The organism is Arthrobacter sp. GW822-FHT05G07 (assembly GCF_058799755.1).
Map to the genome: position 1 here is coordinate 156,099 of NZ_JBXALT010000011.1, position 13,529 is coordinate 169,627.

Sequence of the window (13,529 nt, forward strand, 5' to 3'; positions counted from 1 at the left end):
CCCGCCCCCCCCCCCCCCCCCCCCCCCCCCCCCCCCCCCCCCCCCCCCCCCCTTCTTGTGTGGCGCGTGTTTGGCCTAGAAGAGTGCCACCTTGGGCGCGCGGGGGAAGATCTCGTCCAATTCCTCGCGATCCTCCTGCGTGGGCACCCAGCACACGGCTTCGGCGTTCTCGCGGATCTGCTCCGGACGGGTGGCACCGGCGATGACGCTGCTGACGCCGGGCTGCGCGGCCAACCAGGAGAAGGCCAACTGGAGCTCGCTGATGTCCCGTTCCTTGGCGAACTGGCCGAAACGGCCAAGCTGTTCCCAGTCGGCATCGTGCACCAGGTTGGTCCGGGTGTGGCTCAATCGTGAGCCTTCCGGAGCTTTCCCCGCAGAGTACTTCCCGGTGAGCAGCCCGTTGGCCAGGGGAAAGTACGGAAGGATACCCAAGGAGAAGGCCCCGGCAGCGGGAAGCACTTCGAGTTCGGCGCGCCGATCAAGGAGGTTGTAGTGGTTCTGCGTCGAGATGAAGCGGACACCACCTGATGGTGATTGTCGTGCTACATATTCAGCTTCTGCGATCTGCCAGCCGGCAAAGTTGGAGTGGCCGATATACCGGACCTTGCCGCTGGACACCAAATCATCCAAGGCGGCCAGGGTCTCCTCGATGGGGGTGCGCGGGTCCGGGGTGTGGAACTGGTAGAGGTCGATCCACTCAGTATCCAAGCGGCGAAGGGACGCCTCTACGGCCTTGATGATATAGCGGCGCGAGCCCCGGGCGTCAAAGTCGTTGCCGTTGACTCCGTGCATATCCATACCGAACTTGGTGCCGATGACCACGTCATCGCGGCGCCCCTTCAGCGCTTTGCCCAACATGGTTTCGCTGAGGCCCGGCTCACGCCCGTATACGTCGGCAACGTCGAAGAAAGTCACCCCGGCGTCTAGCGCGGCGTGGACAACAGCGTCCGTACCTTCCTGGGATTCGGTGGGAGTATTGGCGCGGCCCAGGTTGTTGCAGCCCAGCCCAACAGCTGAGACGGTCAGTCCGGAACGGCCAAGGCGTCGGTATTCAGTCATGGATTCAGCCTATACGGCGCCTCGGAGCACATAGTCACCCAAGGCAACAAACACTGGCTAGCCAGTGCCGTAGGAGATCCCGGATTCCTCCATGGCATCTTCCAGTTGAGCCAGGGCGACCGGACCCATGCCGTGGAGCTTGGTAAGTTCAACTTCGCCGAACTCGGCCAGTTGCTCCAGTGTCTCTATCCCTTCGTGGGCCAGGGCTCGTCTCGCCGGCGCGGCGAGACCCTTGGGCAGTGGCGTATGTCCGGGCCAGTTGCTCTTGGAAGACATGGAGATCCCTCCTGATGCGTTGGGTGCTACTTAGAGAGTAAAGCCCACACCCTGCTTGGGCGAGTGCTTCACACGGAATGCCGTTGGGTCGCTATGAGGCGCTGCTGCCACCGTGAGCTTGGTGAAGTCCAGGTCCTCACCACGGACGCAGATCTTGATGGCATTCACTGCTTTGTTGACGTCCGGGCAGAGGCAGAAGATGTTCAGGTGGCCATTGCCGATTTCTGAACGGTCCACGATGCCCAAGCCCCGCCACGCCAGTTCGCCGGTGAGTGCGGCCTTGGCCTTCCGCTCAAGATGCCGGTCACGTTCGGTGCCGTCCTTGGTCTTCAGCGCAATCTGGGCAACTACCCAAAACTGTTCGGACTCCGGAATTTCGGCATAGCCGTCTTCCTCGCATTGCGCGGCGAAAGCAGCCATCAAGCCATCCACGGCAGAATCGTCGTCAACGTTTGCTTCGTCGGTCTTGCTTTGGTGGCCCACTACGCCGTGGTTGACCACGAACTGCTGGTCTTCGTCGTCATACCAGGCCTCCCGGAAGTGGAGAACTCCTTCGTCGTCGCGCTTGTACGCGCGGATGATGCCGCTCATGCTCGTCCTTTCCTGAACCACTCGGCGCTGGTGCTGGTGGCTCCATTGACGTCGAAAGGTGCTTTCATGGTGTCCACTGCCTCAAAGAGAGCTGCGCATTCTGCGCGCATTGTGTCCACCGTCTGTTGCGGATAGCCCATGGCCACCCGATGATGCTCAAATTCGTCTTCGTCGTCCACGAACACCCCATGCTTGGTGGAACGGATGACGTCCAGATCCATGTCGATCATGTGGAATTCAGTGACGCCCGGCTTGATGGGATTCCAGTCATGGCCGGTGGCCAGGTCAACGTAGATCCTGAAGTCGCCCGGGTAGCTGTCGTCGTAGAACGTGGCCACGAAATCACCGTGCCGCGGGACCAACAGGACTGCATCCGACGCGGTATAGAAAGCCGCGCCCGGGCGAGCGCAAAACTCGCCGGCCCCCTGAAATATCCACCAACCATGAATGTCTTCCCCAAGGTAGCGGCCAGGCACCACCCAGTGCGCTTTTCCGTCCCATTTCCTGTTCCTCGACACCACGAGGTCACCGGGCTGTAATGCGCCCGGAACGCGCCCGTCCGTCACAGGGTTGGCAGGCTGCCGGTGGTGGGGTGTTCCTGGCCCGGGAGGGGCCTGGCGAAGGGGACCTTTGTTCCCAAAACCTGGGCCACGACGTCGTGGGTTATTTTCTGGGCGGTGAGTCCCACGCGTTCCAGGACCTGGCTGCGGGAGCCGTGCACCAGGAACTCAACCGGCAGGCCCACTTCGTTCAGGGCGGTGTCTACACCGGCAGCCCGCATTTCCTGGCGTATACGGGAACCCACGCCACCTGCTCGGACTCCGTCCTCGATGCAGATCACCAGGCGGTGACGGGCGGCAAGGGCGATGATCGACTTCCGGACGGGCAGTACCCACCGCGGATCCACTACTGTGGAGCTGATGCCTTGGGCCCCCAAACGGGTAGCGACATCGAGTGCGAGTTCTGACATGGCGCCGACGCTGACAATCAGGACGTCGTTCTCTGTGGAGCCCTCCGGGCGGCGCGCGAGGATGTCCACGCCGTCGTGAAGCCTGTCGATGGCTTCAATTTCGGAACCGACGCTGCCCTTGGAGAACCGGACCACTGTGGGGGCATCGTTGATGGCGACGGCCTCACGCAGTTCTTCGCGGAGGCGGGTTGCATCGCGGGGGGCCGCCAGATGAAGTCCGGGCACGATTTGGACCATCGCCATGTCCCACATCCCGTGGTGGCTGGGCCCATCCGGGCCGGTCACTCCGGCACGGTCCAGGACGATAGTGACGCCTGCTTTGTGCAGGGCGACGTCCATGAGGAGCTGGTCAAAGGCGCGGTTCAGGAAAGTGGCGTACACGGCAACCACCGGGTGGAGGCCACCGAAAGCCATTCCCGCGGCGGACGTCAGAGCATGCTGTTCTGCAATGCCGACGTCGATCACACGCTCCGGGTGGCGCTCAGCGAACTTGTGCAATCCCACGGGGATCAGCATGGCGCCGGTGATCCCCACGATATCGGAGCGTTCATCCGCGATATCCGCGATCTCTTCAGCGAACACCGAGGTCCATGACCTGGCTCCCGGCATTTCCGTGGGCTCGCCCGTTTCCGGGTCAATGATGCCTACCGCATGGAACTGGTCTGCTTCATTGGCCAGGGCTGGTGCATAGCCGTGGCCCTTTTCCGTCATGGCATGCACAATGACCGGTCCGCCATAAGCCTTCGCGGTGTTGAGCGCATGTTCCATGGCTTGCAGGTTGTGTCCGTCAACCGGGCCGATGTATTTCATGCCAAGGTCTTCGAACATGCCCTGCGGGGCCCACCAGTCCTTGATGCCCTTCTTCATGGCATGCAGGCTCTTATAAGTGAACTGACCCGCCGGGCCGCCGTCCTGAAGCTTCTTCTTCCACCAATCCAGCATGCGCTCGTAGGCCGGTGTGGTGCGCAGGGAGTCGATGGTGGGACGCAACGAGGCAAGGTAATCGGCAAAACCGCCAACAGTGGGAGCGTACGAGCGCCCGTTGTCATTGACGACGATCACCACGCGGCGCCGCTTGTCAGCGGCAATGTTGTTGATGGCTTCCCAGGCCATGCCGCCGGTCAGCGCGCCATCGCCAACGACGGCGACGACGAACCGGTCGCCCTCGCCGGTCAGCTGCCGGGCACGCGAGATGCCATCTGCCCAAGACAAGGAGGACGATGCATGTGAACTTTCCACGATGTCGTGCTCGGACTCGGCACGGTCCGGGTAGCCGGACAGTCCGCCTTGCTGGCGAAGTGTGGTGAAGTCCTGACGTCCGGTGAGCAGCTTGTGCACATAGGACTGGTGACCGGTATCGAAGACGATGCTGTCCCGCGGAGAGTCAAAGTTCCGGTGGACAGCGAGGGTGAGTTCAACAACGCCCAGGTTGGGACCCAGGTGTCCACCCGTTGCGGCTACGTTGGTGATCAGGAATTCCCTGATTTCGCCGGCCAGTTGTTCCAGCTCGGTGCCGGACAGTTTGGCCAGGTCCCGTGGATCCTTGACGGTTTCCAAAAGTCCCAACGGCCCTCCTTAGGGTGAATGACGTGCTTGTTAACTCTAGCGCGTGCCCGGGCCTGCGCGTTGCGCCGTGGATTCGAGCCACGGCATTGTTCTCCCGGGCCGGTCCCCGGGACGCCAACAGCCCCGGCTGGTCGGGCGACCAGCCGGGGCTGTCCGGCTTCTGAATCAGCTGCTAATCAGCCGGTTCGTTATGCCGAGATCTGGCGCAGAACGTACTGCAGGATGCCACCGTTGCGGTAGTAGTCCGCTTCACCCGGGGTATCGATGCGCAGAACGGCGTCAAAGGACTTGGCGGTTCCGTCTTCGGCCGTGGCAGTCACCTTGAGCGTCTTCGGCGTGGTGCCGTTGTTGAGCTCGGTGACACCTTCCACTGCAAACGTTTCCGTACCGGTCAGGCCCAGCGTTGCTGCGGACTCACCGGCGGGGTACTGCAACGGAAGGACGCCCATGCCAATGAGGTTGGAGCGGTGGATGCGCTCGTAGCTTTCGGCGACGACGGCCTTGACGCCCAGAAGCGCCGTGCCCTTCGCTGCCCAGTCACGGGACGAACCGGAACCGTATTCCTTGCCTGCCAGGACAACCAGGGGCGTTCCTGCTGCCTGGTAGTTCTGGGCTGCATCGTAAACGTACGCCTGGGGCGCACCCTCCTGGCTGAAGTCGCGGGTGAAGCCACCTTCAACATTGTCCAGGAGCTGGTTCTTGATACGGATGTTGGCAAAGGTACCGCGGATCATGACTTCGTGGTTGCCACGGCGTGAACCGTAGGAGTTGAAGTCCTTGCGCTCCACACCGTTGGCCAGAAGGTACTGGCCTGCGGGAGTGTCCGACTTGAAGGAACCGGCCGGGGAGATGTGGTCCGTGGTGACGGAATCGCCAAGCTTCAGGAGCACGCGGGCGCCTGAGATGTCCTTGACGGGATCCGGCTGGGCCTTCATGCCCTCGAAGTATGGGGGCTTCCGGACGTAGGTGGAATCTTCGGCCCACGCGAAGGTGTCACCGGCGGGGGTGTCGAGGGCCTTCCAGCGATCGTCGCCGTCGAAAACGCCTTCGTAGCCCTTGGCGAACATAGCCTCGTCAATGGAGGAGTCGATGACTTCCTGCACCTCAGTGGGGTTCGGCCAGATGTCCTTCAGGAAGACCTCGTTGCCCTCGGAGTCGGTGCCCAGGGCATCGGTGTCGAAGTCGAAGTCCATGGAGCCGGCCAGTGCGTAAGCGATGACCAGCGGCGGGGACGCCAGGTAGTTCATCTTTACGTCCGGGTTGATGCGGCCTTCGAAGTTACGGTTACCGGAGAGGACTGCGGTGACGGAGAGGTCGTTGGCCTGGATTGCCTCGGAGATTTCCGGCTCAAGCGGACCGGAGTTACCGATGCAGGTGGCGCAGCCATAACCGACGATGTAGAAGCCGAGCTTCTCCAGGTACGGCGTCAGGCCGGACTTTTCGTAGTAGTCAGTGACAACCTTCGAGCCCGGGGCAACGGAGGTCTTGACCCACGGCTTGGAGGTCAGGCCCTTGTCCACGGCGTTGCGTGCAAGGAGGGCCGCAGCCAGCATGACGGACGGGTTGGACGTGTTGGTGCAGGAGGTGATCGAAGCGATCGACACTGCACCGTGGTCCAGCTCGAACTCGCGGCCATCGGCGGTGGTCACCTTGACCGGCGTGGACGGGCGGCCATTCGCACCGTTGGCGGCGGAGTAAACGCGCGCCGTCTCCGTGGTGTGCGAATCAGCGTGCGTGAAGGACGGCGCATCCGATGCCGGGAACGATTCGTCCAGGGACTCGTCCACGCTGCCGTCTTCGATGGCGACGTAGTTGTGGATGTCCTTGCGGAACTGCTCCTTGGCATCCGTGAGCTCGATGCGGTCCTGAGGACGCTTGGGGCCCGAGATGGAAGGAACAACAGTGGACAGGTCCAGCTCGAGGAACTCGGAGAAGCGCAGTTCGCGGGAGGGGTCGTGCCAGAGACCCTGTTCCTTGCTGTATGCCTCCACGAGGGCGACATTCGCTTCGGAACGGCCGGTCAGGCGCAGGTAGTCCAGGGTGACGTCGTCGATCGGGAACATGGCAGCCGTGGAACCGAATTCCGGGCTCATGTTGCCGATGGTGGCGCGGTTGGCCAACGGCACAGCCGCAACGCCTTCACCGTAGAACTCAACGAACTTGCCAACAACACCGTGCTTGCGCAGCATTTCGGTGATGGTCAGCACCACGTCAGTAGCGGTAGCGCCAGCCGGGATGCTGCCCTTGAGCTTGAAGCCCACAACGCGGGGAATCAGCATGGAGACGGGCTGGCCGAGCATGGCTGCTTCGGCTTCGATGCCGCCAACGCCCCAGCCCAGGATGCCCAGGCCGTTGACCATGGTGGTGTGGGAGTCGGTGCCAACACAGGTGTCGGGGTAGGCACGGACAACGCCGTCTACCTCGCGGGTCATGACTGTGCGTGCCAGGTACTCGATGTTGACCTGGTGGACGATGCCGGTTCCCGGGGGAACAACCTTGAAGTCATCGAATGCGGTCTGGCCCCAGCGAAGGAACTGGTAGCGCTCACCGTTGCGCTGGTATTCGATCTCCATGTTGCGCTCCAGTGCGCCGGAGTTTCCGAAGGCGTCGATCTGGACGGAGTGGTCGATGACCATTTCTGCAGGCGCCAACGGGTTGACGCGCTTGGGGTCACCGCCGAGCTCCTTGACAGCTTCACGCATGGTCGCCAGGTCCACGACGCAGGGAACGCCGGTGAAGTCCTGCATGATGACGCGGGCGGGGGTGAACTGGATTTCCGTGTCGGGCTCCGCATTGGGATCCCAACCGGCCAGGGCGCGGACATGGTCAGCCGTAATATTGGCGCCATCCTCAGTCCGCAGGAGGTTTTCAAGCAATACCTTAAGGCTGAACGGAAGGCTGTCTGCGCCCTCTACGGAGTTCAACCGGAAAATTTCATAGTCGGTGCCGGCTACATTCAGTACGCCTTTGGAACCGAAGCTGTCCACAGTGCTCATGGCAGGACTCCTCTCGCAACAGTTTCATCTTTGTCGCGTGGTTGGCCGCTAGCCAGTTAGGCGCACCTTACTTAGCCTGGCGGCATCTCTCTTGGTCACCCCGGTCCGCGGCGTTGATTTCTGCGGACCGGGACTACTACAGCCATCGTAGTGGCATACTCCGGCGTTGCGTCACTGATCAGGTGCCGCTGTAAAAACAAGCAGTTCCGCCTGCTGCCCCATGGAAGGCGGACCGCGCCGCGGCTACGCGGCGGGAACGATCAGCCCTACAGTTTCCAGGTGATGGGTGTTCGGGTAAAGATCGAAGGCCCGCAGGGACTCCAGTCGCCAGCCACCTTGATGGAAGTAACCCAGATCACGTGCAAAGGATGCGGGATCGCATGACACATAGGCGATTGCACGGGGTCCGGTGGCCATCAATTGCTTGACCACGGCCTTGCCCGCTCCGGCACGTGGTGGATCCAGCACCACCGAGTCGAAGCTGCGGGCACGTTGGTGCAGGACCTTCTCCACACGTCCCTGCACAATTTCCACCTGGGCTTCACCGTGCAGGTTTTTTCGGGCGTCGCGGCTGGTGCCCGGCGCGCCTTCAACGGAAAGTACCGAACCGGTAACTCCGACGACGTCCGCCAAGGGCGCCGTAAACAGGCCGGCGCCGGCGTAGAGGTCGGCCACTGTCGCGCCGGGCTGCAAGTAGCCACCGCCGGAAAGATAGCCCGTCACAGCGTCCACCAGCGTGTCCGGGGCGTCCTTGTGGATCTGCCAGAAACCCTCACCGGTCACACGGTACTCATGGCCTGCTGCGGTTTCCTGCACCCAGGTCCTCCCCCGAAGCTGCAGGACTTCGCCCTTGCTGGGATCGAAGCTGGCAACCGAGACATGGTGCGGCAGCTGCGAAAGGATGCTGTGCAATCTCTTGGGGCTGGTCGATTCTTCCGGAGCCAGCAGAATCAGGGGCCGCGAACCGTTGGCGGGCACGGCAACTTCCACACGGGCGATGCCGGACAGGTCAAGGTCCCACAGCTTCAGCTCGTTGACGCCCGTAAGCGCCAACGGCATCTCCTTGATGGGAAGCACTACGTCTGAACGGTGTGCGTGCATGCCCAACCGGCCCTTGGGGGTCACTGCGAAGCTGGCCCGCGTACGCCAGCCGAGTCCGCCGTCGTGCTGATCTCCCACGGCTTCCACCTCGGTGGTGAGGTCCAAGCCGGCAAGCCGCTTGAGCTGTTCCGCCAGCACGTCCGCTTTCAAGGCCCGCTGGCGCTGCAACGAAATGTGGCCGAGCTCGGCACCGCCCACCGGCGGAGCCCCGCGGCTCCATGAGCCCAGCGAGTCCGCCTGCTTCCAGAAGTGCGGAACGCGGTCGGGTGAGGCTTCCAGGACCTCGACGACGTCGGCACGCCAGAAGCGCGACGAGTCGCCGGAGTCGGTCAACCGGATCCGGACTTTCTCTCCCGGGATGGCGTGCCGGACGAAGATGACGCGCCCTTCATGCCGTGCGACAAAGTGCCCTCCGTGGGCTATGGGGCCTACATCCACCACCAGTTCAGTGGCGGGCGCATCCTGGTCTCCGGAGTGGTGTTGAGGGGAATTGCTGTGGGAGGTCATTTAGGTATCCTGCAGTGCCTTTGCTTCTTCGGACGATTTCAACTGCCACGGGACGCTGGCAACCATGACTCCAGGTTCAAAGTGGAGCCTCGTCTTGATTCTGAGTGCTGTTTGGTTATGGACGAGTTGTTCCCACCATTTGCCCACCACATATTCGGGGATGTACACCACGATCAGGTCCCGCGGTGAGTCGCGGCGCATGTTCTTGATGTAATCCATGATGGGTGTCACGGTCTCACGGTAGGGGCTGGCCAGAACGGTCAGGGGAACGGGGATTTCCAGCTTCTCCCAATCGCGGACCGTCTGGGCTGTCTCTTCAGCACTGATGTCCACGGTCACGGCGTCCAGGCGCGATGGCCGCGACGCCCGTGCATATGCCAACGCCCTGAGGACCGGCTTGCGGACGTGGGAAACGAGGAGAACCGCGTGGACCCTGGTGGGAAGTGCACGCGGTGAGGAATCCTCGTCCACGGCCAACTCCCTGGCCACGTTGTCGTAGTGGGCACGAATGCTCCACATGATGAGGAAGAGAACAAACATGGCGAGCAAAGCAATCCAAGCGCCTTGCTCGAACTTGGTGATGAGGACGATGACAAGGACCAAGGCCGTCATCCCGAAGCCCAGCATATTGATGGTCCGTGACTTGATGATACGGCGGCGGACGGCTTTGTCCCTGGCGAGTTTAAGTTCGCGGCCCCAGTGCCGGATCATGCCGAGTTGGCTGGCAGTGAAGGAGATGAAGACGCCCACAATGTACAGCTGGATCAGCTTGGTGACATCTGCGTTGAACGCGAGAATCAGGACCAGCGCCCCGGCTGCCAACGCAAGGACGCCATTGCTGAACGCAAGCCTGTCGCCACGGGTGCGGAGCTGCCGGGGCAGGTAGCCGTCTTGGGCAAGGATCGAACCCAGCACGGGGAAGCCGTTGAAAGCCGTGTTGGAAGCGAACACAAGGATGACGCCGGTGGCCGCAACGACGACGTAGAAAAGAATGGAGCCGGACCCGAAGATGGTGTCTGCGATTTGGCTGATGGCAGGTGTCTGGATGTACCCCTCAGGAAGTGGCTTTCCGTCCACCAGGAACTCCCGGGCAGGATCCAGGACGATGTGCACCTTGGTGGCGTTGGCCAGGTAAAGGATGCCTGCCAGCATGGAGGCTGCGATGACGCCGAGCAGGAGCAACGTGGTGGCCGCGTTTTTGCTCTTGGGCTTCTGGAAGTTTGGTACGCCGTTGCTGATGGCCTCAACACCGGTCAGCGCGGCGGCGCCCGATGAAAAGGCACGCAGAAGCAGGAAAGCCCCGGCCAGGCCCACCAGGCCCTCATCAAATCCGGGCTCAGGGACGATGGTGAAGTTGGCGGAAGGTGCCTCCCCCAAGGTGCCGGTGACCGCCTGAAAGATACCCACCCCGGTCATTCCAAGGATGGACGCCATGAAGATGTACGTCGGGACAGCGAAGAGCGTCCCGGCTTCCTTGACTCCGCGAAGATTGACCAGCGCCAGGATGATCACGCCACTAGTGGCAATCAGTGCCTGCTGGCCATGGAGTGCCGGGATGGCGGTGGTCAGGTACGTCGCCGCTGATGACATGGACACGGCAACCGTCAGCACATAATCCACCAGCAAGGCGGAGGCGACGGTAAGACCGGCGTACTTGCCGAGGTTGACGTTGGCAATCTCGTAGTCGCCGCCTCCGGACGGATACGCGTGCACGTTTTGGCGGTAGGACGCCACCACCGTGAGCAACACCACCATGACGGCCAGGCCCACGAGCGGGGAGAAAGCCACGGCGCTTACGCCGGCAAGGGCGAGCGTCAACAGAATTTCGTCGGGGGCATAAGCCACCGAGGACAGGGCGTCCGAGGCGAAGATCGGCAAAGCGATGCGTTTGGGCAACAAGGTGTGGGACAGGCGGTCGTTCCTGACTGGCCGGCCCACCAACACCCGCTTCGCGGCATTCAGAATTGTCAGCACTCCGCAAAGCTACTCTGAATCCCCAGGGATGTCATGACGGGTTGTCGCCGGCTTAGCCACGCGGCACCGGTAAAGTCATACCGAGCGGGATGGACAACACACATTAGGAGACATGGTGGCTCACTTCGTGATCATGGGTTGCGGCCGTGTTGGCGCAACCCTGGCACACACTTTGGAGGATGCCGGCCACTCGGTGGCCATCATCGACCAGGACGAGCGGGCCTTCCGCCGGTTGCGCAACACGTTCACTGGGCGCAAAGTCACCGGAGTCGGGTTTGATCGGGACACCCTGAAACAAGCCGGCGTGGAAGAGGCCTATGCCTTTGCCGCCGTATCCAGCGGCGACAACTCGAACATCCTGGCCACGCGTGTGGCCCGCGAAACCTTCCATGTTGCCCACGTGGTGGCACGGATTTATGATCCCGGCCGCGCCGAAATCTACCAGCGGCTCGGCATCCCCACGGTGGCAGCCGTCCGCTGGAGTGCCGACCAGGTCCTGCGCCGCATCCTTCCCGAGCAGCACCTCGCCGGTGACTACCGCGAGCCGTCGGGCCGCTTGGTACTGGCCGAAGTGGATCTCCACGAGGATTGGATCGGACACAGCATGGACTCCATCGAGTCCGCCGCCGGAATCCGCATCGCCTTCCTCACCAGGTTTGGTGAGGGCCTGTTGCCCCAGGCCGGCACCGCATACCAAGAGGGCGATACTGTCCACGCAATGGTGAGCCTGGACAGAACCTCCGAGATCAGCCGGATCCTCGCCAAAGCACCCGCCAAGGAGTCTTAGTGAAAGTTGTCATTGTTGGCGCGGGCAGCGTCGGCTCGTCCATTGCGCGTGAGCTGCTGGCCCACAAACACGAGATCCTCCTTATTGACTTGAAGCCCGAAGTCATCGGACGCAGCGGGCTTCGAGGTGCCCGCTGGCTGGTGGGCGACGCCTGCGAACTCAGCACCCTGCAAGACGCCAAACTTGAGGATGCCGACGTCGTGGTTTCTGCCACAGGCGACGACAAAGTGAATCTGGTGGTATCACTGCTCGCCAAGACCGAGTTCGGTGTGGGACGGACAGTTGGGCGCGTCAACAATCCCAAGAACGACTGGATGTTTAATGACTCCTGGGGCGTGGACGTCGCAGTCAACACCCCGCAGCTCATGACGGCCCTGGTGGAAGAGGCTGTTGAAATCGGCGACATCGTGCGGCTGCTGACCCTGCAAACAGGCGTGGCATCGATCGTTGAGTTCACGGTTCCCCACGATTCCCATGTCATCGGGAGCACGGTGGGTGGTATCGACTGGCCGGAAGACGCAACGCTGGTGGCTATCCTGCGCGACCACGCACCCATCACCCCCACACGCGATGACGTCCTGGACGGCGGCGACGAGCTGTTCTTCGTCACCACCATCGCAGCGGAAGACGGGCTGCGGGCCCTGTTGTCACCAGCGGCCGAGGACGGCCAGGAACCTCGTGAGGGGTCCTCCGAAGCAGCAGATCAGTCCGCTGAAGACGACGGCTTCGACGGCTGAGTCGCCGGCTTGGTGACCAGCCAGGCCACCCAGAGGCCCAGGATGTACAGCGGGGCCCCCATCAGGAGCCTGGTGGTGGCCAACGCTGTCAGGCCGGGTTCACCCATGAAGTACAGCGGCACCTGAACCACCAGGCGGAGAGCAAGCACCGCCACCACAATCCACGTGCCCAGGCTGTAGGCGCGGAGCCTTTCAGCATCCTTCCGCCACTCAAGTCCCTCGTTGCGCACGAAACCGAACAGAAGCCCCGCAACCGGCCACTTGAGCGCGATGGAGAGCACCATGCCCGCGATATAGGCGATGTTGGTAAAGAACCCCAGGACATAGAAGTCCTCTGCCTTACCCGTGGTGTTGGCCAGCCACGCGGAAATACCCACGCCCACCACGCCGGCCAATGCCTGCGTCAAGGGCCGCCGCTGGATCAGGCGCACCACGGTGAAGACGGCGGCGGTAGCCAGCGCCGCGATAAGAGACGGCGTTAAATCCCGGGTGATGGTAAAGGCCACCAGGAAGACCAGTCCGGGAAGGATGCTCTCGGCAATGCCCTGTACCCCGCCCGCTGACTTCAGCATGTCGACGTGCCCCGCGCTGTTCCGGTGAAGGCCGGCCTTTTCGGCATATCCCGCAGCGAGCTCGGACACACTGGGTGAGTCCGGACCGGCCTTAGCCGCGTCGGGCAGCACAACGTGGTCCTCCGGGGGCGTGGGGCGGCCTGTGTCCTTCGGTTCTGATCCGTTTGCCACGGTCATAGGTGCTCCTGACGGGAAAGTATTTCGTATCGGGGATTGAACATGGCCGGTAGTCCATCAACCTGGGTCACCATGCCGTTCAAGCGAAGTTGCACACCGGCTTCAATGCCGGGAACCCGGGTCCTGCCCAGCCAGATCACACGGAGGCGGTCATAGGACTTCCGGGCTCCGCCGGGAGCGGACGCACGCTGGTCCCCCGGCCTCAGGGCATCCACC

13 protein-coding genes are annotated in these 13,529 nt (G+C 62.5%); 3 read left to right on the top strand and 10 right to left on the bottom strand.

Annotated elements, in window-relative coordinates:
- Window positions 1-75: 75 nt before the first annotated feature.
- From AC1RJY_RS18930 to dxs, 5 genes are read right to left on the bottom strand one after another with little or no spacing between them, the layout of a single operon-like run.
- A complete protein-coding gene (locus AC1RJY_RS18930; RefSeq protein ID WP_498603004.1) occupies window positions 76-1,059 on the bottom strand; it encodes an aldo/keto reductase in 984 nt (327 codons plus the stop codon).
- A 57-nt stretch (window positions 1,060-1,116) separates the two neighbouring features.
- Window positions 1,117-1,335, bottom strand: a complete 219-nt coding sequence (locus AC1RJY_RS18935) for a helix-hairpin-helix domain-containing protein (protein ID WP_011774496.1) — start codon at window positions 1,333-1,335, stop codon at window positions 1,117-1,119.
- 30 nt (window positions 1,336-1,365) lie between these two features.
- On the bottom strand, window positions 1,366-1,926 hold the full coding sequence (locus AC1RJY_RS18940; protein WP_011774495.1) for a hypothetical protein: 561 nt from the start codon (window positions 1,924-1,926) through the stop codon (window positions 1,366-1,368).
- A complete protein-coding gene (locus tag AC1RJY_RS18945; RefSeq protein WP_011774494.1) occupies window positions 1,923-2,492 on the bottom strand; it encodes a DUF402 domain-containing protein in 570 nt (189 codons plus the stop codon). The genes AC1RJY_RS18940 and AC1RJY_RS18945 overlap by 4 nt, the downstream gene beginning before the upstream one ends.
- Entirely contained in the window at window positions 2,489-4,462 is a 1,974-nt protein-coding gene (dxs, locus tag AC1RJY_RS18950; RefSeq protein ID WP_210064194.1) for a 1-deoxy-D-xylulose-5-phosphate synthase, read from the bottom strand. The genes AC1RJY_RS18945 and dxs overlap by 4 nt, the downstream gene beginning before the upstream one ends.
- Before the next feature lie 23 nt (window positions 4,463-4,485).
- Between dxs and AC1RJY_RS18955 the strand changes: the two genes are divergently transcribed.
- The gene (locus tag AC1RJY_RS18955) at window positions 4,486-4,626 is read left to right on the top strand and encodes a hypothetical protein (protein ID WP_162486132.1); all 141 of its coding nucleotides are present in this window, start codon (window positions 4,486-4,488) and stop codon (window positions 4,624-4,626) included.
- 24 nt (window positions 4,627-4,650) lie between these two features.
- Here AC1RJY_RS18955 and AC1RJY_RS18960 read toward each other — a convergent pair whose 3' ends face one another.
- From AC1RJY_RS18960 to AC1RJY_RS18970, 3 genes are all read right to left on the bottom strand, one after another.
- Window positions 4,651-7,458, bottom strand: coding sequence for an aconitate hydratase (locus AC1RJY_RS18960; RefSeq protein ID WP_011774492.1), 2,808 nt, complete (start codon window positions 7,456-7,458; stop codon window positions 4,651-4,653).
- A gap of 243 nt (window positions 7,459-7,701) precedes the next feature.
- Window positions 7,702-9,066: a class I SAM-dependent RNA methyltransferase gene (locus AC1RJY_RS18965; protein WP_498603005.1), complete on the bottom strand. Its 1,365-nt coding sequence runs from the start codon at window positions 9,064-9,066 to the stop codon at window positions 7,702-7,704.
- Entirely contained in the window at window positions 9,067-11,040 is a 1,974-nt protein-coding gene (locus AC1RJY_RS18970) for an APC family permease (RefSeq protein WP_498603006.1), read from the bottom strand.
- Window positions 11,041-11,155: 115 nt separating this feature from the next.
- Here AC1RJY_RS18970 and AC1RJY_RS18975 point away from each other — a divergent pair, with 115 nt between their 5' ends.
- Window positions 11,156-11,827 carry a potassium channel family protein gene (locus AC1RJY_RS18975; protein WP_017198905.1) on the top strand — a complete coding sequence of 224 codons (672 nt, stop codon included), beginning with the start codon at window positions 11,156-11,158 and terminating at the stop codon, window positions 11,825-11,827.
- Window positions 11,827-12,564, top strand: a complete 738-nt coding sequence (locus AC1RJY_RS18980) for a potassium channel family protein (protein WP_011774488.1) — start codon at window positions 11,827-11,829, stop codon at window positions 12,562-12,564. Before AC1RJY_RS18975 ends, AC1RJY_RS18980 begins: the two co-directional genes overlap by 1 nt.
- On the opposite strand, the gene AC1RJY_RS18985 is transcribed toward AC1RJY_RS18980, so the two are convergent.
- The gene (locus AC1RJY_RS18985; RefSeq protein ID WP_498603007.1) at window positions 12,531-13,313 is read right to left on the bottom strand and encodes a DUF3159 domain-containing protein; all 783 of its coding nucleotides are present in this window, start codon (window positions 13,311-13,313) and stop codon (window positions 12,531-12,533) included. The two genes, AC1RJY_RS18980 and AC1RJY_RS18985, sit on opposite strands and share 34 nt — an antisense overlap.
- Complete coding sequence (locus AC1RJY_RS18990; protein WP_238324569.1) at window positions 13,310-13,528, bottom strand: hypothetical protein; 219 nt, start codon at window positions 13,526-13,528, stop codon at window positions 13,310-13,312. Before AC1RJY_RS18990 ends, AC1RJY_RS18985 begins: the two co-directional genes overlap by 4 nt.
- Window position 13,529 lies beyond the last annotated feature (1 nt).